The organism is Rhizobium sp. L43 (assembly GCF_002531725.1).
Lineage (GTDB): Bacteria > Pseudomonadota > Alphaproteobacteria > Rhizobiales > Rhizobiaceae > Rhizobium.
On sequence record NZ_NWSQ01000049.1, the window covers coordinates 1 to 21,655 of the forward strand.

General features: G+C 61.4%; 21 protein-coding genes and 1 riboswitch. Of the genes, 14 read left to right on the plus strand and 7 right to left on the minus strand.

The genetic code is table 11. From position 1 onward, the window contains the following. The coding region (locus CO667_RS33060; RefSeq protein WP_143540781.1) for an ABC transporter substrate-binding protein at positions 1-503 on the minus strand (503 nt) is incomplete at its 3' end. Positions 504-809: 306 nt separating this feature from the next. Between CO667_RS33060 and CO667_RS33065 the strand changes: the two genes are divergently transcribed. The 4 genes from CO667_RS33065 to queE all read left to right on the plus strand — a co-directional run bounded on the left by CO667_RS33065 (position 810) and on the right by queE (position 3,763). Then, positions 810-1,862, plus strand: a complete 1,053-nt coding sequence (locus tag CO667_RS33065; protein ID WP_097622195.1) for a LacI family transcriptional regulator — start codon at positions 810-812, stop codon at positions 1,860-1,862. 109 nt (positions 1,863-1,971) lie between these two features. Then, entirely contained in the window at positions 1,972-2,682 is a 711-nt protein-coding gene (queC, locus tag CO667_RS33070; protein ID WP_097622196.1) for a 7-cyano-7-deazaguanine synthase QueC, read from the plus strand. Continuing rightward, positions 2,682-3,038 carry a 6-carboxytetrahydropterin synthase QueD gene (gene queD, locus CO667_RS33075; RefSeq protein ID WP_097622197.1) on the plus strand — a complete coding sequence of 119 codons (357 nt, stop codon included), beginning with the start codon at positions 2,682-2,684 and terminating at the stop codon, positions 3,036-3,038. The genes queC and queD overlap by 1 nt, the downstream gene beginning before the upstream one ends. After that, positions 3,035-3,763: a 7-carboxy-7-deazaguanine synthase QueE gene (gene queE, locus CO667_RS33080; protein ID WP_097622198.1), complete on the plus strand. Its 729-nt coding sequence runs from the start codon at positions 3,035-3,037 to the stop codon at positions 3,761-3,763. The genes queD and queE overlap by 4 nt, the downstream gene beginning before the upstream one ends. 77 nt (positions 3,764-3,840) lie before the next feature. Here the strand turns inward: queE and CO667_RS33085 are convergent, their stop codons facing one another. The 6 genes from CO667_RS33085 to CO667_RS33110 form a co-directional block, all read right to left on the minus strand. Then, positions 3,841-5,082: an adenylate/guanylate cyclase domain-containing protein gene (locus CO667_RS33085; RefSeq protein ID WP_097622199.1), complete on the minus strand. Its 1,242-nt coding sequence runs from the start codon at positions 5,080-5,082 to the stop codon at positions 3,841-3,843. Positions 5,083-5,185: 103 nt separating this feature from the next. After that, positions 5,186-6,160, minus strand: a complete 975-nt coding sequence (gene nrdF / locus CO667_RS33090; RefSeq protein WP_097622200.1) for a class 1b ribonucleoside-diphosphate reductase subunit beta — start codon at positions 6,158-6,160, stop codon at positions 5,186-5,188. Positions 6,161-6,265: 105 nt separating this feature from the next. Further along, positions 6,266-8,470 carry a class 1b ribonucleoside-diphosphate reductase subunit alpha gene (gene nrdE, locus CO667_RS33095; RefSeq protein WP_097622201.1) on the minus strand — a complete coding sequence of 735 codons (2,205 nt, stop codon included), beginning with the start codon at positions 8,468-8,470 and terminating at the stop codon, positions 6,266-6,268. Beyond that, entirely contained in the window at positions 8,449-8,853 is a 405-nt protein-coding gene (nrdI, locus tag CO667_RS33100) for a class Ib ribonucleoside-diphosphate reductase assembly flavoprotein NrdI (RefSeq protein WP_097622202.1), read from the minus strand. The genes nrdE and nrdI overlap by 22 nt, the downstream gene beginning before the upstream one ends. 14 nt (positions 8,854-8,867) lie before the next feature. Then, complete coding sequence (gene nrdH, locus CO667_RS33105; RefSeq protein ID WP_097622218.1) at positions 8,868-9,089, minus strand: glutaredoxin-like protein NrdH; 222 nt, start codon at positions 9,087-9,089, stop codon at positions 8,868-8,870. A gap of 277 nt (positions 9,090-9,366) precedes the next feature. Then, positions 9,367-9,593, minus strand: a riboswitch (cobalamin riboswitch). Between the two features lie 400 nt (positions 9,594-9,993). Next, entirely contained in the window at positions 9,994-12,219 is a 2,226-nt protein-coding gene (locus CO667_RS33110) for a heavy metal translocating P-type ATPase (protein WP_097622203.1), read from the minus strand. Positions 12,220-12,290: 71 nt separating this feature from the next. Here CO667_RS33110 and CO667_RS33115 point away from each other — a divergent pair, with 71 nt between their 5' ends. From CO667_RS33115 to CO667_RS33160, 10 genes are all read left to right on the plus strand, one after another. Then, on the plus strand, positions 12,291-12,713 hold the full coding sequence (locus CO667_RS33115; protein WP_097622204.1) for a helix-turn-helix domain-containing protein: 423 nt from the start codon (positions 12,291-12,293) through the stop codon (positions 12,711-12,713). 68 nt (positions 12,714-12,781) lie between these two features. Then, positions 12,782-13,990 carry a TIGR03862 family flavoprotein gene (locus CO667_RS33120; RefSeq protein WP_097622205.1) on the plus strand — a complete coding sequence of 403 codons (1,209 nt, stop codon included), beginning with the start codon at positions 12,782-12,784 and terminating at the stop codon, positions 13,988-13,990. Positions 13,991-14,094: 104 nt separating this feature from the next. After that, the gene (locus tag CO667_RS33125; RefSeq protein ID WP_097622206.1) at positions 14,095-15,054 is read left to right on the plus strand and encodes a helix-turn-helix domain-containing protein; all 960 of its coding nucleotides are present in this window, start codon (positions 14,095-14,097) and stop codon (positions 15,052-15,054) included. Between the two features lie 166 nt (positions 15,055-15,220). Continuing rightward, complete coding sequence (gene adh, locus CO667_RS33130; protein ID WP_097622207.1) at positions 15,221-16,729, plus strand: aldehyde dehydrogenase; 1,509 nt, start codon at positions 15,221-15,223, stop codon at positions 16,727-16,729. A 165-nt stretch (positions 16,730-16,894) separates the two neighbouring features. Then, the gene (locus CO667_RS33135; RefSeq protein ID WP_097622208.1) at positions 16,895-17,287 is read left to right on the plus strand and encodes a DUF779 domain-containing protein; all 393 of its coding nucleotides are present in this window, start codon (positions 16,895-16,897) and stop codon (positions 17,285-17,287) included. Between the two features lie 105 nt (positions 17,288-17,392). Continuing rightward, positions 17,393-17,989: a DJ-1/PfpI family protein gene (locus tag CO667_RS33140; RefSeq protein WP_097622209.1), complete on the plus strand. Its 597-nt coding sequence runs from the start codon at positions 17,393-17,395 to the stop codon at positions 17,987-17,989. Between the two features lie 24 nt (positions 17,990-18,013). Further along, positions 18,014-18,364, plus strand: coding sequence for a ribbon-helix-helix domain-containing protein (locus tag CO667_RS33145; protein ID WP_097622210.1), 351 nt, complete (start codon positions 18,014-18,016; stop codon positions 18,362-18,364). A gap of 164 nt (positions 18,365-18,528) precedes the next feature. Further along, the gene (locus CO667_RS33150) at positions 18,529-19,236 is read left to right on the plus strand and encodes an SDR family NAD(P)-dependent oxidoreductase (protein ID WP_097622211.1); all 708 of its coding nucleotides are present in this window, start codon (positions 18,529-18,531) and stop codon (positions 19,234-19,236) included. A gap of 235 nt (positions 19,237-19,471) precedes the next feature. Then, positions 19,472-20,605 (plus strand): calcium:proton antiporter, encoded by a 1,134-nt coding sequence (locus CO667_RS33155; RefSeq protein WP_097622212.1) that lies wholly within the window; start codon positions 19,472-19,474, stop codon positions 20,603-20,605. Between the two features lie 131 nt (positions 20,606-20,736). Then, positions 20,737-21,501: a DUF4239 domain-containing protein gene (locus tag CO667_RS33160; RefSeq protein ID WP_179874268.1), complete on the plus strand. Its 765-nt coding sequence runs from the start codon at positions 20,737-20,739 to the stop codon at positions 21,499-21,501. The last annotated feature ends 154 nt before the right edge of the window (positions 21,502-21,655 follow it).

Sequence of the window (21,655 nt, forward strand, 5' to 3'; positions counted from 1 at the left end):
AGATCGTCGAAGGTCTTCGGCTGGGTGCCGCCGATCTTGTCCATCACCGCCTTGTTGATCCACAGCCAGTTGACCGAGTGCACGTTGACGGGGGCAGCCACCCACTTGCCGTCATAGACCGAGAACTTCTGCAGGGCTGCCGGCACCGACTTGTCCCAGCCTTCCTTCTTCGCCGTCTCCGTCAGATCACCCATGACGCCGGCCTGGGCATAATCGAGCACGGTATAGCCCAGCATCTGCGAGGCTGTCGGATAGGTGCCGGCCGCCACCATCGCCTTCAGCGCCGTCATCGCCGCATCGCCGCCACCGCCGGCAACAGGAACGTCCTTCCAGGCAAAACCTTCCTTCGACAGATCCTGCTTCAAGACGTTCAAAGCCGCAGCCTCACCGCCAGACGTCCACCAGTGCAGCATCTGCACTTCTTTCACGTCGGCAGCCTGCGCCGCGCCGAGGCCAGCCATCATCACGACGGCAACAGCCGCCGAGCTCAAGAACTTGCGCATGAATTTCCTCCCATTTGAAGATCGGCGGCAGGCCCTCCCTGCCGCCCGATGTTTTCCGCCCGTTGACGGTCGACATACGGCCGCGCTCCTCCGCGCGGTTGCTAATTTAAAACGTTATAAGCCACGGATCGTCAAGCCCTTTCTCGACTCCCGAGAAAAATATAGTTATTTCGATATCCAATTGAATTTTATAGTAATTATCATACTAGCTAACAGGTGGTAAAAATTTAAAACGTTTTCATTCCTCGATTGCGCGCCCGAGTCATCGTGTTATTGTATCGCCAATTCCAGCACGGAAAGCCGAGAGTGACCGAACCGTCCCGGCCGCGACGCGGCGAAAATCTCGATATCACCCATAAGCGCGGCAAGCCGACCTTGCGAACGATCGCCACGATCGCCGGCTTGGCCGTGACGACGGTGTCACGGGCGCTCTCCGATGCACCGCAGATTTCGCTGGAGACCCGGCAGCGCGTGCACCGCATCGCCCGCGAGATCGGCTATCTCCCTGATCGGGCCGCGCAGCGCCTGAAGACCGGCCGCACCAACGTCATTGCCATCCTGCTCGATTCGCATGAGGAAGTGGTCGGTTTCAGCACCTCGATCATGTACGGCATCGCCAAGGCACTGAAGGAAACGTCCTATCATCTCGTCGTCGCCCCGAACTTCCTGTCGACGACCGACGTCGAAGCCGCCGAATACATCATCCGCAACCATCTTGCCGATGGACTGATCTTCACGCGGACCGAACCGCTCGATGCCCGCGTCCGCCTGCTGCTCGAAACCGGCTTTCCCTTCATCTGTCATGGCCGCACGGAATTTTCGACGCCGCACCCCTATGTCGACTACGACAATTTCAGCTTTGCCTATGAGGCCACGCGCCGGCTGATCGCCAAGGAGCGTAGAAAGGTGGCCGTGATCCTGCCGCCGAAACGGCTGACTTTCTGCCAGCATATCCTGCACGGCTTCATGACGGCGGTGCGGGAGGCAGGCATTGCTTATGAGATCCCCGAAACGGTCGATCTCGATACGCCGGCGGATGTGCTGCGCGATTTCATCTGCAGCCGCGCCACCGCGCCGGATGCGCCCGATGGCTTCATCTGTCCTGGCGAAGTCTCCGCACTCGCCGTCATCAGCGGCATGAGCGACGCCGGCCGGACACTTGCTGTCGATTACGATATCGTCGCCAAGGAAACGTCTCGGCTTCTCACCCAACTGCAGCCGAAAGTCGACACGATCCACGAGGACCTGACGGCGGCGGGCGAAGATCTCGGACGCATGCTGCTGCAACGCATCAACAATGTTAACCTCGACGATTTGCACCTGCTGCTGACGCCGCAGATCAATTTCCCGATCGGTTAACCCCTCTGAAGGCGCGTGCCTCAAGGCTATTCCCAAGACGCGCGATTTGTCCTAGAAGCACGCCGTAATCCGGTCGCAGCCCACCCGGTCAAAACAAGGGATCCAAAATATGAAAACCATCGTCGTCTGCTCTGGCGGACTCGACTCCGTTTCGCTTGCCCACAAAATGGCGGCGGAACAACAGCTTATCGGCCTCGTCTCCTTCGACTACGGCCAACGGCATCGCAAGGAACTCGACTTCGCCGCCCGGTGCGCCGCACGACTTGCCGTTCCCCATCATGTCATCGACATCGCCGCGCTCGGCGGCCATCTCAGCGGATCGGCCCTGACCGACAATGTCGAGGTCCCGGACGGCCATTATGCCGAGGAGACCATGAAGGCCACCGTGGTGCCGAACCGCAATGCCATCATGCTGGCGATCGCATTCGGCCTGGCGGCCGCCCAGAAAGCGGATGCCGTCGCCGTCGCCGTGCATGGCGGCGACCACTTCATTTACCCGGACTGCCGGCCCGGCTTCATCGACGCCTTCCAGCGCATGCAGAACGAAGCGCTGGACGGCTATGCCAGCGTCAGACTGCTTGCACCCTATGTCGATGTTCCCAAAGCGGCGATCGTGATCGACGGCGCGAAACATGCGACGCCCTTTGCGGAAACATGGTCCTGCTACAAGGGCGGCAAGCTCCATTGCGGACGCTGCGGAACCTGCGTTGAACGCCGCGAGGCGTTCCATCTGGCCGGTATTCCCGACCCCACGGAATACGAAGACCGCGATTTCTGGAAAGCGGCGGTGTCGCAATATTCTGCCGCGGAGGTGCGTTGATGTACCGCATCACCAAGGAGTTTCATCTCTCCGCCTCGCACCAGCTGGATCACCTGCCGGCCGATCATCAATGTGCCAGGCTCCACGGCCACAACTATGTCGTGGTCGTCGAGCTCGCTGCCGAAAGCCTGAATGATGACGGCTTCGTTCGCGACTATCACGACCTCTCGCCGCTCAAGCACTATATCGACGAAACCTTCGATCATCGCCACCTGAACGACGTCTTCGGCCATTCGAAAGTCACCTCCGAATTCCTGGCAAAGCACTTTTACGACTGGTGCAAGCAGCGCTTCCCGGAAACATCGTCCGTCCGCGTCAGCGAGACGCCGAAGACCTGGGCGGAGTACCGGCCATGAGCGGAGAGACCATTCGCGTCAGCGAGATCTTCGGCCCGACCATCCAGGGCGAAGGCGCTCTGATCGGGCTGCCGACCGTGTTCGTCAGGACAGGCGGCTGTGACTATCGCTGTTCCTGGTGCGACAGCCTGCACGCGGTCGACAGCGCCTACCGGGATCAATGGATTCCGATGGCGGCCGATGCGATCTGGCAGGAGGTCACGAAGCTCTCCGGAGGCAAGCCGATGACGGTTTCCCTTTCCGGAGGCAATCCGGCGATCCAACCTCTGGGGCCGCTGATTGAGCTCGGCCATTCTCAAGGATACCGCTTCGCGCTGGAAACGCAGGGAAGTGTGGCCCGGAACTGGTTTCGCGATCTCGACATCCTGGTGTTGAGCCCCAAGCCGCCGTCAAGCGGAATGCTGACCGATTGGGGTGAGATCGATAACTGTCTTCGGCTCAGCGCCGGCGGGCCGGAGATCGCATTGAAAATCGTCGTCTTCGACGATGCCGACTATGCGTTCGCTCAAGAGGTGGGCAAGCGTTACCCCTATATTCCCTTGTTCCTTCAGCCTGGAAACCACACGCCGCCGCCACCCGATGATGACGACGCCCGCATCGATATCGACGGCGTGATGGATCGGATGCACTGGCTTGTCGATAAGGTGACGGCCGACCGATGGTTTAAAGCCCGCGTGCTGCCGCAACTGCACGTGCTGCTGTGGGGAAACAAGCGAGGGGTCTGAGCTACCTGCCCTGAAAACCTTTTGTTTTTACGCAATTCCCGGCAAAAGCGCTTCGCGCTTTGCCTGGGAAAACCGCTTCACACTTTTCCTGGAATTGCTTGCTCCGGAAAGGCGAAGACATCGACCGGCTCGCCGAGCCCGCGCAGCGGGAAGGTGCCGAGACTGTCCATGTCTTTCGCGCAGTCCGCCATTTCGACGAAGGCCCGCGACAAAAGCACCGGACGCTTGACCTCTTTGGTCAGGCTTTCCAGCCGCGAGGCGACATTGACCGCCGGGCCGATGACAGTGAAATCCAACCGCCGGCGCGACCCAATATTACCGTACATGACGTCGCCGACATGCACGCCAACGCCGTAGCGCAGCGGTTCGCGTCCGTTGCGCTCATGCTCCTGGTTCAATTGCGCCATCAACGCCTGCCCTTCGCGGATCGCCTGCAGCAGATCGCGACAGGCCGTGTCCTTGCTCAGCGGGAAGATCGCCAGCAATCCGTCGCCCATGAACTTCAGGATCTCGCCGCCATAGCGTTCGATCGGGTCCGACATGGCATCGAAATAGTCGTTGAGCAAATGGATGACATCGTCGCGCGGCCAGAGATCGGAAATCGCCGTAAAGTCGCGCAGGTCGCAGATCATGATTGCCGCACCGACGGTGGCCCCGCTGCCGCGCGTCGTAACACCCGACAGGATCTGTTCGCTCGCATGCGGCCCGACATAGGTCTGCAGCAGCGTGCGCGCCATAATGTTCTTCAGCCTGATTTCGCTGACAAGGGTCAGGGCCGGCAGCAGATCGCGCAGGAAATCGATATGCTCGCCCGCAAAACCGCCCGGCCGGCTGGTGGAAAATGTCACGACATGCCGTTTGCCGAAGGTGTGCTGGACCGGCCAGGCGATATACTCGGTCAAGCCGTCATCATGCAGTTCCTGATAGAATGGATCCAACTCGCCGTCGGCCGTGCCTTCCAACTGTTTGCGCACTTCCTCCGCACCCTGATGGATTGCGTTGACGGGACTGTTCAGGAACTCCGGCGTGTTTTCGACACCATAAGCGAATGTGTTGATCTTGGCCTCGGCCAGGCCTTCCTTCCAGAGGATGCGGGCACCGATCCATTGCGGATGGTTCGTCCGGAAATGCAACGTCGCCCGCGCCACCGGCACCCCTGCCGAAAGCAGCTTCTCGCACATCTCCACCAGGATGTTGTCGATGAACCGCTCGCCGCGCGTCTCATTCACCAGCCAGTCGAGGATCCGTCTCCTGCGGATCGGCCAGACGCCCCCCTCCGCGTCGACGGCGGTCCCGGCTTTGTTTGGAAAAGACGACATTAAAAACTCCGCTGCGCCACATCATCGGCGAGGATCAAATTCAGTTTCCGCTGAATGTGGGCGATAGGGAAGCAAATGATAAGGGGCAGACCGCAATCAAGTCTCAGAAATCCCAATCCTCGTCTTCGGTCGCAACCGCCTTGCCAATGACATAAGAGGAACCGGAGCCGGAGAAGAAGTCGTGGTTTTCGTCGGCATTCGGCGACAGCGCAGACAGGATCGCCGGGTTGACTTTGCAGACCTCGGCCGGAAACAGCGCCTCATAGCCGAGGTTCATCAGCGCCTTGTTGGCGTTATAGTGCAGGAACTTCTTGACGTCCTCGGTCAGCCCGACGCCGTCATACAGCGCCTCGGTATATCTCGCCTCGTTGTCGTAGAGTTCGAGCAGCAGCTCGAAGGCGAAATCCTTGATTTCCTGCCCTCTCTCCTCGGAAAGCCGCTCCAGACCGCGCTGGAATTTGTAGCCGATATAATAGCCGTGCACCGCCTCGTCGCGGATGATCAGCCGGATCATGTCGGCCGTGTTGGTCAGCTTGGCGCGACTCGACCAGTACATGGGCAGGTAGAAGCCGGAATAGAACAGGAAACTCTCGAGGAAGACGCTCGCGACCTTCTTCTTCAACGGATCGCTGGAGCCGTACTGCTCCATGATCAGCGCCGATTTCCGCTGCAGGAATTCATTCTCCTCCGACCAGCGATAGGCATCGTCGACATCGGGCGTCGAGCACAGCGTCGAAAAGATCGAGGAGTAGGAACGCGCATGCACCGCCTCCATGAACGAGACGTTGGAAAGCACCGCCTCTTCATGCGGTGTGACCGCATCTTCCATCAGCCGGATCGAGCCGACGCCGTTCTGGATCGTGTCGAGCAGCGTCAGCCCGGTGAAGACGCGGATGGTCAGCTGCTGCTCGGCCGGCGTCAGCGTTGCCCAGGAGGGAATGTCGTTCGAAAGCGGCACCTTCTCCGGCAGCCAGAAATTGCCGGTGAGCCGGTTCCAGACTTCGAGATCTTTGTCATCCTCGATGCGGTTCCAGTTGACGGCGCGCACGCGGGAGGCGGGTTTGATTTGCATGTTCATTATGGTCCCTCTCAAGGATGTGTCCGGATTCGCCCCTCATCCGCCTGCCGGCACCTTCTCCCCGCCTGCGGGGCGAAGGGATATGCCCCGGAGCGAAGTATCAACTCACAGCGTGCAAGACACGCAGCCCTGCACCTCGGTGCCGGACAGCGCCATTTGGCGAAGGCGGATGTAGTAGATGGTTTTGATGCCCTTCTTCCAGGCGTAAATCTGCGCCTTGTTGATATCGCGCGTCGTTGCCGTGTCGCGGAAGAACAAGGTCAGCGACAGGCCCTGGTCGACATGCTGGGTCGCCGCCGCATAGGTATCGATGATCTTCTCCGGCCCGATCTCATAGGCATCCTGGTAATAATCGAGATTGTCGTTGGTCATGAACGGCGCCGGATAATAGACGCGGCCGATCTTGCCTTCCTTGCGGATCTCGATCTTCGAGACGATCGGATGGATCGAGGAGGTCGAGTGGTTGATATAGGAGATCGACCCCGTCGGCGGCACCGCCTGCAGGTTCTGATTATAGAGGCCGGAGGCCATCACCGCCGTCTTCAGCGCCGCCCAGTCTTCCTGCGTCGGAATGTGGATTCCGGCGTCGTCGAACAGTGCCTGCACCTTCTCAGTCGCCGGCTCCCAGAGCTGCTCGGTATATTTGTCGAAATAATCGCCGGAGGCATATTTCGAATTCTCGAAGCCCTTGAAGCTCGCGCCGCGTTCGACCGCCAAAAGGTTCGAGGCGCGGATTGCATGATAGGTCACCGTATAGAAATAGATGTTGGTGAAATCGACGCCTTCCCTAGAGCCGTAGAAGATGCGTTCGCGGGCGAGATAGCCGTGCAGGTTCATCTGGCCGAGGCCGATCGCATGGCTCTCGTCATTGCCCTTTTCGATCGAGGGAACCGAGGAGATGTGGCTCATGTCGGAAACGGCTGTCAGCGCCCGGATCGAGGTCTCGATCGTCTTGCCGAAATCGGCGGAGTCCATGGCCGCCGCGATGTTCAGTGAGCCGAGATTGCAGGAAATGTCCTTGCCGAGATGCTTGTAGGAAAGGTCGTCGTTGTAGTCGCTCGCCTCGCTGACCTGCAGGATTTCCGAGCAGAGATTGCTCATCGAGATGCGCCCGGCGATCGGGTTTTCCCGATTCACCGTGTCCTCGAACATGATGTAGGGATAACCGCTCTCGAACTGGATTTCGGCAAGCACCTGGAAAAATTCGCGCGCCTTGATCTTCTTCTTGGAGATACGGGCATCATCAGCCATCTCGCGATACTTTTCCGTCACCGAAATCTCGGTGAAGGGCACGCCATAGACGCGCTCCACGTCATAGGGCGAGAACAGGTACATGTCCTCATTATTCCTGGCGAGTTCGAAGGTGATGTCGGGTACGACGACGCCGAGCGACAGCGTCTTGATGCGGATTTTCTCGTCGGCATTTTCGCGCTTGGTGTCGAGGAAGCGCATGATGTCGGGGTGATGGGCGTTGAGATAGACCGCACCCGCCCCCTGCCGCGCCCCGAGCTGGTTCGCATAGGAGAAACTATCTTCGAGCAGCTTCATCACCGGGATGATGCCCGACGACTGGTTCTCGATCTGCTTGATCGGCGCACCCGCCTCGCGGATATTCGTCAGCGACAGCGCCACGCCGCCGCCGCGCTTCGACAATTGCAGCGCCGAATTGATCGACCGGCCGATCGATTCCATATTGTCCTCGACCCGCAGCAGGAAGCAGGAAACCAGTTCGCCGCGCTGCTTCTTGCCGGCATTGAGGAAGGTCGGCGTCGCCGGCTGGAAACGGCCGGAAATGATCTCGTCGACCATGTCGCGGGCAAGGCCCTCGTCGCCGCGCGCAAGCGCCAGCGCCACCATGCAGATGCGATCCTCGTAGCGCTCGAGATAGCGCTTTCCGTCGAAGGTCTTCAGCGTATAGCTGGTGTAGTATTTGAAAGCGCCGAGGAAGGTCGGGAACCGGAACTTCTTGGCATAGGCCTGGTCGAACAGGTCGCGGACGAAATTGAAGGAATACTGGTCGAGGACTTCCTGCTCGTAATAGCCCTCGGTCACGAGGTAATCGAGCTTTTCCCTGAGATTGTGAAAGAACACCGTGTTCTGGTTCACATGCTGCAGGAAATATTGCTTGGCAGCCATGCGGTCCTTATCGAGCTGGATCCTCCCCTCGTCGTCATAAAGGTTCAGCATTGCGTTCAGCGCGTGGTAGTCGAGCGCTTCCGCCGCTTTCAAAGGGCGTTCGCCGGCGGGATGAGCAAAAGTGTTATGCGGTTTTGCGCCCACATCCCGCGTCAGAGTTGTTCCCGTGTCCAAAATCGTTCCATCCCGTGTTTGACGTTGGCGACATCCTCCTCCGTGCCCATGAGCTCGAACCTGTAGAGGTAAGGCACCTGGCATTTCCGCGAGATCACATCGCCGGCGAGCCCGTATGTCTCGCCGAAATTGCTGTTGCCCGCGGCAATCACGCCGCGGATGCGTCCTCGGTTTTCCGCATCGTTCAAGAAACGGATCACCTGCTTGGGAACGGCGCCCTTGCCGCCGTCGCCGCTATAGGTCGGCACAACAAGCACGAAGGGTTCGCAGATATGGAACGCGTCTGCGCCACCTGCCGGAATGCGCGCCGCGCGCAGTCCGAGCTTGGCGACAAAGCGATGGGTATTCTCGGATCGACTGGAATAATAGACGATCAGGCCCACCGCTTGTCCTCGGCTCAGGAGAGCGCGCTGATCATATCAGGACGGAAGCCCGCCCAATGCTGATCGCCGGCGATGACGACGGGCGCTTGCATGTAGCCGAGGCTGCGGACGCGATCGATCGCTTCGGCATCCTGCGAGATATCAACGACGTCATAATCGACGCCCAGCCGGTCGAGGGCGCGGTACGTGGCAGTGCATTGGACGCAGGCAGGCTTGCTGTAGACGGTAATGGTCATGATATTCCTCGTGACGACGCGATTGGGACGCATGACATCGATCGGAAATCTGTCGATATCCGTCGAAAACGCTCGGTATTTTGCAGCTATGCGGCTCGTTCAGCCGCCGGGCGTGATCCGCCCTCTTGGCGCGGGTGGCGGCCTGGACTGAGATACTGACATGACTTCACCCCGAAGTGGCTCAATGCGAAGGTTTCGGGGGCGGAGGTTCGGGCCTGCGAAACGCGATGCGGAAATTATCCGCAGCCATGCAACGCGACCTTCCGGACACCCCGCCCGTGGACGATTTGTTCGAGGCAGGTCTCCTGGCTCACGGGTCAAAGCACCCTGCCCCAGCCTTCCCGGAGCATCATGCTCCAGTGACCTGAAATCGGACAGTTGCTCACCGCTTACAGTTGCGGGGGCAGCTCCGGCATTGCCGCGTCGTGATGGCGAAGCGCACCGAATTCCCGTCTTAGCCATCAATCCCTACGAATCGATGGAACCTCGAACACTAGATATAGTATCTCAATCCAAATTCGCGTCAACGGATGGTTTGCGCCTTGCGTTACGACAGGTTTGAAATTGCTACATTCCTGTGAAAAACATGGATAACGAAGGCTTAAGAAAAACGAGCTGTGGAGAAGACCTGAACACCGAGAGCCGGCCTGCAGCCGGCTCCCAGGCTGCTGACTGCAAAACCTGCGACGTCATCCTCGGCCTTGTGCCGAGGATCTGCGCCGGCCAATTAAGCATCTGAAAATAAATGGTTTTCAGTCAAGCAATTGCAGTGGTTAGATGCTCGGCACAAGGCCGAGCATGACGGAGGAGACTTTGTCAACAAACTGAGAGCCGACCTAACGGATGACCGGCTCGGCGACTTTCGCCCGAATCGTCGGCCTTCAGACCGCCATCGGGAATACATTCATTCCTTTATCCGAAGCAGCCGCAGCGCGTTGATCGTCACCAGCACGGTGGCGCCGGTATCGGCGAGGATCGCCGGCCAGAGGCCGGTAATGCCGGCGATCGTCGTCACCAGGAACACCACCTTCAGCCCGAGCGCGATGCTGATATTCTGCAGGATGTTGCGCATCGTGCGTTTGGACAGTTCGATCATCCGCGCCACGTCGCCGACGCGTCCGTGCAGCACCGCGGCATCTGCCGTCTCCAGCGCCACATCGGTGCCGCCGCCCATGGCGATGCCGATATCGGCAGCTGCCAGTGCCGGCGCGTCGTTGATGCCGTCGCCGACCTTGGCGACGATGAAGCCCTCGCGCTTCAATTCGCCGACGACCCGCTGCTTGTCCTCCGGCATCATCTCGCCGCGCCAGTCGATGCCGAGCATGCCGGCAACGGCCGCCGCCGTCCGCTTGTTGTCGCCCGTCAGCATCATCGCCTTGACGCCTGCCGATTTGAGCGTGGAAAGACCGGCCTGCGCATCCTCGCGCGGCTCGTCGCGCATGGCGATCAGGCCGGCCGTCGCACCGTTGACGAGCAGCACCGACACGCTCTTGCCCTCATCGTTCAAGTCAGTGATGCGTGCATCCTGTTCAGCGCTGAGCGCCCCGCGCTCGCGGGCGGCCGGCGGGGACAACAGGTCCAGCGTCTCGCCGCCGACCTTGCCGCTGACACCCTTGCCCGGCAACGCCTCCAGCTCGAAGGCCGGCGGCACGGGAACGCCGTCCACCTTGGCGCGGTTGAGGATCGCCAGCGCCAAGGGATGGCTGGAACCCTGCTCCAGCACCGCCGCCCGCGACAACACCTGCGCCTCGCTCAATCCGAACGGAATAATATCGGTCACCTGCGGCTTGCCTTCCGTCAGCGTGCCCGTCTTGTCGAAGGCGACCATCGTCACCTTGCCGAGCGTTTCCAGCACCGCGCCGCCCTTCATCAGCAGCCCGCGCCGTGCGCCTGCCGAAAGCGAAGCAGCGATCGCCGCCGGCGTCGAAATGACGAGCGCGCACGGGCAGCCGATCAGCAGGATGGCGAGCCCCTTGTAGACCCATTCGCTCCACAAGCCGCCGAACAACAGCGGCGGAGCGACCACAACGAGTGCGGCGACCACCACCACGCCGGGCGTGTAATAGCGCGAGAACCGATCGATGAAACGTTCCGTCGGCGCCTTGGATTCCTGCGCCTCCTCCACCAGTCTGACCACACGGGCAATGGTATTGTCGGCAGCGGCCGCCGTGACGCGAACCCTGAGCACCGCATCACCATTCACCGTTCCGGCAAAAACCACGGCATCGACACCCTTGCACACCGGCGTGCTCTCGCCCGTCACCGGCGCCTCGTCGATCGCGCTCTCGCCCGAGATGATGATGCCGTCTGCCGAGATCCGGTCGCCCGGACGCACCATAATGATGGCGCCGACAGCGAGGCTTTCCGCCGGCACTTCGCGCGTCTGGCCATTGTCTTCGAGCAGCGCATTTTTCGGCACCAGGGCCGTCAGCGACTGGATGCTTTCGCGCGCCTTGCCCGCCGCCACGCCCTCCAGCAGCTCGCCGACGAGGAACAGGAACACGACGGTCGCCGCTTCCTCGCCGGCATTGATGATGACGGCGCCGACGGCGGCGATCGTCATCAGCATCTCGATCGAAAACGGCGTTCCCGAGAAGGCGGCCATGAGCGCGCGCCGCGCGATCGGCACCAGCCCGACCAGCATGGCGACGATGAAGGCATAGGAACCAATCGCCGGCACCAGATGACCGACGGCATAGGCGGCAATCAGCGCCGCACCCGAAAGGATGGTCAGCCTGCCCTTCTTGCTCTGCCACCAGGGACCGGCCATCGGCGCATGGTCGTGCCCATGCGGACCTTCGATTTCCTGGCCTGCATGATCATGGCCAGCATGATCGTGATCATGACCCTCATGATCGCCGTGGTCGTGATGATCGTGCCCGCCATGGTCATGCGCGGGTGCTGCGTTTCCGGCAAAGGGCGAGACCGAATAACCGAGCCCCGTCACCTTCTTCTCGATCGCCTTGAGGTCGCTGCTGCCGTCATGCCGGACGGTCATCGTGCCTGCCATCACCGAGACGGAAACATCGGCGACACCGGCAACACGTCTGACCGCGGTATCGATCTTGGTCGCACAGGAGGCGCAATCCATGCCGCCGACCCGGTATCGTGTCTCGCTCGTCTCAGCCATCATCCGCTTCCTTGTCAAACAGAAGCATCCCTCCTACATCCTCTAGCGACTAGAGGTGCAAGAGAAAAATCATGAAAAAAATCACGATTGGTGAGGCCGCGCGCCGGAGCGGCGTCAAAGTGCCGACGGTGCGTTATTACGAGAGCATCGGTCTGCTTGCCGCGCCGAGCCGCAGCGAAGGCAACCAGCGCTCCTTCGAGCCGGCCGATATCAACCGCCTCACCTTCATCCGCCATGCCCGCGAACTCGGCTTCGAGATCGAGGCGATCCGCACGCTGCTCACCCTACAGGATGATCCGCACCAGTCCTGCGCCTCGGCCGATGCCATCGCCAAGGCCCGTCTCGTCGAGGTCGAGCAGCGCATCCGCAGCCTGATGGCTTTGAAGGCCGAGCTGGAAACCATGGTGGAAGGCTGCGGCCACGGCCGCGTCGACCAATGCCGCGTCATCGAAGTTCTCGCCGACCACGGCCAGTGCACGCATCCGCACCACTAACCGCTGCCCTTGCGGGCGGTCCGCGCCCGCGCCAAAACTGCATACAGAGAGAATCGGGCGAGATATCAATGAACCAGAAGCGGATTGCCATCATCGGCGGCGGCCCGGCGGGTCTCGCGGCTGCCGAACTGCTTTCGCTCTCCGGTCATGCGGTGACGGTCTATGACGCCATGCCGACCTTTGCCCGCAAGTTCCTGCTGGCCGGCAAATCGGGTCTCAACATCACCCATTCCGAGGATTATGCCCGTTTCAGCACGCGCTTCGGAGTGGCCTCCGCCCACCTACAAACCGCTCTTGATGCCTTTACCCCTGATGATATCAGGGGTTGGGCCGCGGGCCTCGGGACCGAGACCTTCATCGGCTCATCCGGCCGGGTCTTCCCGACGGTGATGAAGGCCTCGCCTTTGCTGCGCGCCTGGCTCAGGCGATTGGAGGCGCAGGGCGCCACGCTGCGCAGCCGCCATCGCTGGATCGGTTTTGCCGACGAGGGTTACGCTTTCGAAACGGCAGAAGGGCGCAGCATCGTCCATTGCGACGCAGCCCTGCTGGCGCTCGGCGGCGCAAGCTGGCCGCGCCTCGGTTCCGATGCAAGCTGGCTGCCCTGGCTCTCGGAGAGGGGCGTGGAGATCGATGCCTTCCAGCCCGCCAATTGCGGCTTCGTCGTCGACTGGAGCCAAAACTTCAGCGAGCGTTTCGCCGGCGAACCGGTGAAGTCGGTCACCGCCACATCGGAAACCGGCACCCTTCCTGGCGAATTCGTCATCACTACAAGCGGCATCGAGGGCGGCCTGGTCTATGCCCATACCGCCAGCCTCCGCGACCAGCTATTGAACCGTGGCAGCGCTGTCCTGACGCTCGACCTCGCCCCGGGCCGGACGATCGAAAGACTGACCCGCGACCTCAAGCGGCAGGACGCCAAATCGAGCTTTTCGAACCGCCTGCGCAAGGGAGCCGGCCTCGACGGCGTCAAGGCGGCCTTGCTGCGCGAACGCGCTCCCGAGCGCGACCGGACCGATCCGCAACGTCTCGCCGGCATGATCAAGGCCCTGCCGATCCCGGTTCGCCAAACCCGGCCGATCGCCGAGGCAATCTCCTCGGCCGGCGGCATCCGCTGGGGCGGCATCGACGAAAACTACATGCTGAAGGCGCTGCCGGGCACTTTCGTCGCCGGCGAGATGCTCGACTGGGAAGCGCCGACCGGCGGCTATCTCCTCACCGCCTGTCTTGCGACCGGCCGGGCGGCCGCACGCGGCATCGAGGCATGGCTGCGGCGCTAGGTTCGGAAGTCATAGCACCTGGCGGCTACCGGCCGGCGACGCCGGCCGATTGCCAACCAGCCGCTTTTCCATCAGACTATGCTGAAGTTCGGTGGGAGGAGCCGATGCACGAACACTCAGCACATGCCGAGCACGTCTACACGTCTGCCCAGCGGGATTCCGCCGCAGCCAGTTCTCCGGTCGTCGCCTCATGGCGGCGATGCATGACCATGCACCAGCTCGCGCCCGAGGACGCACGGGCGCCGCTGCGACTGACCGAGCAGGAATTCCAGAGCGCGCGCGAGCAGTCCGAACAGCTGATCGCCAGCGCGACGGAAGAGCTCGACCGTCTCTTTACGACAGTTGGCAGGGCCGGCTGCTGCCTGCTTCTGACCGACAAGAACGGCATCGCGCTGGAGCGCCGTGGGGCTGCCGGCGACGACAAGGAATTCCGCGAACTCGGCCTCTGGACCGGCTCGGTCTGGACCGAGGCCAGCATCGGCACCAACGGCATCGGCACCGCACTTGCCGACGAGCGTGCCGTCGCCATTTTCCGCGATCAGCATTTCTTCTGCTCGAACACCAGCCTCAGCTGCACGACGGCGCCGATCCGCGATCATCGTGGCCGGCTGGCCGCAGCTCTCGATATTTCCACCTGCCGCGACGATGTCAACGAGATGACGCTGGCGATCCTGACGCAGACCGTGCGCGACGCGGCGATGCGCATTGAGCTCAACCTCTTCCGCTCGGCCTTTACAGGCGCCCGTTTCCTGATGGTCCCTGCCGGCGCCAACTCCGCCGCCGCCCTGCTTGCCGTCGACCGGCACGACCTCGTGCTCGGCGCCACCCGCGCTGCCCGCATCGCACTGCAGCTCGACGACAGGCGCATCGCCGCCGGCATCCCGGCCGCCGATGCCCTGCATGAGGCCGGCGTTTCCCAGGAAGACGAGATCGTCGAGGCGGAAAAGGCAGCCTTGCTGCGAGCTTTGTCGCGTGCCGGCGGCAATGTTTCGCAGGCGGCGATAGCACTCGGCATCAGCCGCGCCACGCTGCACCGGAAGATGAAAAAGCTCGATCTCCACTGATCGGGCCGAAGGTTCCGCTGCTGTGGCAATCGTGAGCCCCTCCTGTCGCAGGTCTGCGACAGTGTGCGCTGCGGTATTGATTCCTCACCCTGTTCCCTTCGACAAAACACGCACATTTTCCTCCCACTGGTTCGTTTGGGAACCTGGATCATCATGGGAGGATGACATGCTTCATCAGAAAATCGTCGAGTCGCCATTCAAGCTGAAATACGGCAACTATATCGGCGGCGAATGGCGCGAGCCGGTCGAGGGCAAATATTTCGAAAACCTGACACCCGTCACCGGCGGCAAGCTCTGCGACATTCCCCGCTCCGACGAAAAGGACATCAATCTTGCCCTCGACGCCGCCCATGCGGCCAAGGAAAAATGGGGCCGCACCTCCGCCGCCGAGCGCTCCAACATCCTCATGAAGATTGCCCAGCGCATGGAAGACAAGCTGGAATTGCTCGCCCAGGCCGAGACCTGGGACAACGGCAAGCCGATCCGCGAAACCATGGCCGCCGACATTCCGCTGGCGATCGACCACTTCCGCTACTTCGCCTCCTGCATCCGCGCCCAGGAAGGTTCGATCGGCGAGATCGACCACGATACCGTCGCCTATCACTTCCATGAGCCGCTCGGCGTCGTCGGCCAGATCATTCCGTGGAACTTCCCGATCCTGATGGCCACCTGGAAGCTGGCGCCGGCGCTCGCTGCCGGCAATTGCGTCGTACTGAAGCCCGCCGAGCAGACCCCGGCCTCGATCCTGCTCTGGGCAGAACTCGTCGGCGATCTCCTGCCGCCAGGCGTCCTCAACATCGTCAACGGTTTCGGCCTCGAAGCCGGCAAGCCGCTGGCGACCAGCCCGCGCGTCGCCAAGATCGCCTTCACCGGCGAAACGACGACCGGCCGGCTGATCATGCAATATGCCAGCCAGAACCTCATTCCGGTGACGCTGGAACTCGGCGGCAAGTCGCCGAACATCTTCTTCGCCGATGTGATGGCCGAAGACGACGATTTCCTCGACAAGGCGCTCGAAGGCTTTGCGATGTTTGCATTGAACCAGGGCGAAGTCTGCACCTGCCCGAGCCGCGCCCTCGTCCAGGAATCGATCTACGACCGCTTCATGGAAAAGGCCGTCAAACGCGTCGAGGCAATCAAGCAGGGCAACCCGCTCGACAGCGCGACGATGATCGGCGCCCAGGCCTCGTCGGAGCAGCTGGAAAAGATCCTCGCCTATCTCGATATCGGCAAGCAGGAAGGTGCGGAGGTTCTGACCGGCGGCGCACGCAACGATCTCGGCGGCGACCTGGCGAACGGCTACTACGTCAAACCGACGATCTTCAAGGGCCACAACAAGATGCGTGTGTTCCAGGAGGAGATCTTCGGACCGGTGGTTTCGGTCACGACCTTCAAGAACGAGAAAGAGGCGCTCGAAATCGCCAACGACACACTCTACGGCCTCGGCGCCGGTGTCTGGAGCCGCGACGCCAATCGCTGCTATCGCTTCGGCCGCGAGATCCAGGCCGGCCGCGTTTGGACAAACTGCTACCACGCCTACCCGGCCCACGCCGCCTTCGGCGGCTACAAGCAGTCGGGCATCGGTCGTGAAACCCACAAGATGATGCTCGACCACTACCAGCAGACCAAGAACATGCTGGTGAGCTACAGCCCGAAAGCGCTTGGCTTCTTCTAAGAGCAGCCAATGGTGTATGATGAAAAGCCTTCTCCCCGACACGGGGAGAAGGCCTTGTCTTGAGACCGCCAAGCATCCCGTTGGACGCTCTAACGCTTTGAATTTGAGTATAATCTTTCCGAAAATCGATCCGATTTTCGGGGTTATTCGCCGGAGGAGGCAGCCATGGAAACCACCGTCAACGGCGAACCGCGTGTTCTCGCAACCGACGCGGCCCTCGATTTGATCGCAGAAATCAAGCGGGATCATCCCGATATCCTCTTCCATCAATCCGGTGGCTGCTGCGACGGCTCCTCGCCCATGTGTTATCCGGCTAATGAATTCATGATCGGCGACAGCGACGTCAGGCTCGGCGAAATCGGCGGCGTAGCGGTCTATATCAGCGCCAGCCAGTTCGAAGCGTGGAAGCATACGCAGCTGATCATCGACGTCGTGCCCGGCCGCGGCGGCATGTTCTCGCTCGACAACGGCCGCGAGAAACGCTTCCTGACCCGGTCCCGCCTCTTCGGCGGCGGCGAGGCTTGCGCTGTGGCTGATGTGAAGGTCGGGGCGATCTGATGCTGTCGCCCGCCGGGTGGGAATTTCGCCTGTAGTATTCCCATAGTACCTGCTCGCAACAGCTCTTTGCTAATCTCCGCCAGTTGGTTTCAAATGGAGGAAACGATGCCAGCTTCAAAGATCCTGATGATCACCGGTGATTTCACCGAAGACTACGAAACGATGGTGCCATTCCAGACGCTGCTCGCCTGCGGCTACACGGTCGACGCCGTCTGCCCCGGCAAGAAGGCAGGCGACACCGTCGCCACCGCCATTCACGACTTCGAAGGCGACCAGACCTATTCCGAAAAACGCGGCCATAATTTTGCGCTGAATGCCACCTTCGACAGCGTGCGCGCCGAAGATTACGATGCCCTTGTCATCCCCGGCGGCCGCGCACCCGAATATCTTCGCCTCAATGCCGACGTCATCAAATCCGTGCGGCACTTCTTCGACGCCGGAAAACCCGTTGCCGCCATCTGCCACGGCGCGCAACTGCTTGCCGCTGCCGGCGTGCTGAAGGGCCGCACCTGCTCGGCCTATCCGGCCTGCCGGCCGGAAGTCGAACTTGCCGGCGGCATTTATGCCGACATCGCTATCAGCGATGCAGTCTCGGACGGCAATCTGGTCACGGCGCCTGCCTGGCCGGCGCATCCGTCGTGGCTGCGCCAGTTCATGGCCGTGCTCGATGCCGCGGCACTGCTCGAAACCAACGCCGCCTGAGAAGGGCGCACCGGGGAGGACGATATGTGTGAACTGTTCATCAAGGCGGATGCGCGGCTTTGGGAAAGTGCCACCCGGTCGCTGCGCATCGACGGCATGGTCACCAGCGTCAGGCTGGAGAATTTCTTCTGGTCGAAGCTCGAGGAGATCGCCCGGCGCGACGGCATGAATGTCGTCCAGCTGATCACCCGGCTGCATCATGAATCGATCGATGCCGGCCACGATCTCGGCAACTTCACGTCCTTCCTGCGGGTCTGCTGCGCCCGTTATCTCGATCTGCAGCTCACCGGCGACATCCCGGCCGATGTCACCCGTCCGATCTCAGGCCTCGACGCGCCTGTCATCCTCGACCGCGAACGGGCGAAATATCACTGAAATCAGGTCCGACAGACGATCAAAGACGAACGGCCCGCGGATCGCTCCGCGGGCCGTTTCGCAAACATCTGACCTGTCTTGGGCGGGGGCTTGCGCTGCCGCGCGGCCTGGATCAACAATGCGCGGCACTGTCCAGCGCGGGCACTGTCAGGAGATTGATTACCATGAACGAGCAGAAAGCCGTGATCGTCACGGGAGCAGGCGGCAACCTCGGCAGCGCCGTCGTCCGCGAGCTTGCAAGCGCCGGCGCGAAACTCGTCTGCATGAACCGTTCGAGCCAGGAACTGGAAGCCTTGGCCGGTGATCTTCCTGCCTCCACCGAGTTTTTGTCGATCGCAGGGACAGATCTCACCGATTATGCCTCCTGCGCTGCCGCCGTCGCCCGGGCCGTCAAGCGCTTCGGCGGCGTTGCCGCCTTGGTCAACACTGTCGGCGGCTTCCAGATGGGACCGGTAGGCCCGGATGCCCCCGCCCAATGGGACACGATGATGACCGCAAACGCCCGCACTGCGCTGACGATCAGCGCCGCGGTTCTCCCGACCATGAAGGCATCAGGCTACGGCCGCATCGTTCATGTCGCGGCCGCGCCCGGGCTGAAGGCCGGTGCCAAGCAGGCCGCTTACGCCGCCTCTAAAGCCGCCGTCATCCGGCTGACCGAGGCGATCGCTGCCGAATGCCGCGACGACCGCATCACCGCCAACTGCATCCTGCCCGGGACGATCGACACGCCTGAGAATCGCGCCGCCATGCCCAATGCGAAAACGGACAGCTGGGTATCGCCGCAATCGATCGCCCGCCTCATTGCCTTCCTGATTTCGCCGGCCGCAGCCGTCGTCACCGGCGCGGCAATCCCGGCGACGGGCCGCGAATGAAGGAAGGCGTGGCTGATCGGCCGCCGGAGACTGCTCCTTTGTTGGGATCAGTGGGTGATGAAACCACAGAGACCTGCAAGTTTTAATCGGTGACATACGATCTGACTTGAGGTTCGGTTCGGCTTCAGGCAGCCTCATCTCCGCCTGGTCAGGTGGCGAGCAGGAGACAGCGGGCGGACACAATGGCAGTGATGATCGCATTGCGGCGGCATTTGCCAGAAGGCGGGTGGTTTCGATGACGGACGGTCCGGCATTGCGCGCTATCGGCGCCACCAGCCTGATGCGCGAGGAATGGTTCCTGGGCGTCAGCGTCGCGACGAGCCTGGCATTTCTTGCTTTCCAGGAACAGCTCTTCGGGCAGCTTTCCGATCCGCTTTGGTTCACTGTCGTTTTCGTGTGGCTGTTTGCCGTCGTGCTCGGCTCCGCTCTGTCGGTGGTGCGGCACGCGGATCATTTGGCGGAGCGGCTGAAGGAGCCTTACGGCACGCTCATTCTGACCCTTGCCATCACCTCAATCGAGGTGATGGCCATTTCAGCCGTCATGCTTCACGGCGAGAACAACCCCACGCTCGCGCGCGACACGCTGTTTGCGGTCGTCATGATCATCCTGAACGGCATGGTCGGCCTGTCCTTGCTGCTGGGCGCCTGGCGGCGACCGGAACAACAGCATAATTTGCAGGGCGCCAACGCCTATCTCGGGGTCATCGTCCCGCTGGCGACCCTGAGCCTGGTGATGCCGACATTTCTTGCAGGCCCGGACGGACAGCATCCGTCGGCAGCAAGACAACTGATACTGGGCGTCATATCGGTCGGCCTTTACGCCACGTTTCTGTTCCTTCAGGCCGGTCGCCATCGGGACTATTTCGCTGACGACAGCAACCGTCACGAGCCTAGCAGCGAACGTGCCCCTCGCCGTGGATCCGTCTGGCCTCATGCCATTCTGCTTTTAGCCTACATGGGTCCCGTCGTCTTCCTGGTCGAACAGCTTGCGCGGCCGATCGACTACATCATCGAAACCCTGCATGCGCCAACCGCATTCGGCGGTGTTGTCATGGCCGTCCTTGTCGCGACACCCGAGGCCATCAGCGCCGTCCGCGCATCCATCGCCAACAATCTTCAGCGCTCCGTCAACATCTTCCTCGGTTCCGTATTGTCGACGATCGGGCTGACGGTGCCGGCGATGCTTGTTGTCAGTCAACTCTACGGACACCCGGTGACACTCGGCTTGGAGCATGGGGATCTGGTGATGCTGCTGCTCACTCTTGCCGTCAGCATCATCACCTTTGCCAGCGGCCGCACGCATCTGATGCAGGGTGCCGTCCACCTGGTGCTTTTCCTGGCTTACGTGCTGCTCATTTTCCAGCAATGACATCAGGCCGTGCAAGACCGGGAAAGTAAAGGGTTCCGCGCCACCGCTGTCTTCCGCTATGCTGACAACAGATATTGCACCGCTTGCAGGCATTGCACCGCGGGATAGACGTGACGATACGGAGACTGGACTTGAGCTCACTGTTGCTTGGCGGGCTTGTATTTGTTTTTCTCTCGGCGGCAACATCGATAGGAATGATGGTGCGCGGCCGCTTGCCGGATCACCATCTCAGCTCGGAATCCAAGGACGTCATCAGGCTGGCGACTGCGGTGGTGGGGACGCTGTCCGCCTTGGCGCTCGGCCTGCTGATCGCATCCGCCAAATCGGCCTATGACAATGCCGAGGTAGAGATGAGAACGGCGGCAGCGCGGGTTCTCCTGCTGGATCGCGTCATGGCGCAATACGGCCCGGAAACCGACGATGCGCGCCGGCTTCTGCGCCAACTCATCGAAAGACGGCTGAGCCGCGGCTGGACTGCCGAGACCACCGACGCGTCATCCGGCAAGGCGCTTGGAGAATATCAGGATATCGAGGCCGTTCAGGGCGACCTTCGATCCTTGTCGCCTAAGGATGCCGTCCAGCGCTCTCTCCAGACGCGCGCTCTTGATGTCAGCGGCATGGTGGCGGAAACCCACTGGCTGCTGGTCGAATCCGGCAGCGAGGGCCTGCCCTGGGCGTTTCTCGCCGTTCTCGTCTGTTGGCTCTCCCTGCTTTTTGCGACTTTCGGATTGCAGGCGCCGCCCAATCCGACGGTGATGTCAATTCTCTTTGTTTGCGCGCTCTCCGTCGCCGGCGCGGTCTTCCTGGTCTCGGATATGGCCAATCCGTATATCGGTCTGGTCCGTGTTTCCGACGCCCCCTTGCAGTCCGCCATAGAACGGCTCGGGAAACCGTAACCGCGGTACACGCCCCGGCTCCGGCTTTTCCGGCCTCGACACAGTTCAATTGTGCACCAAGGGCTCTTGCAATTTTTAGCAATGCCGCGACATAATATCGCATGCCTAAAACCTTCGGCAGGCCGATTGGGGGCCGCCGTCGAGGCACGCATAA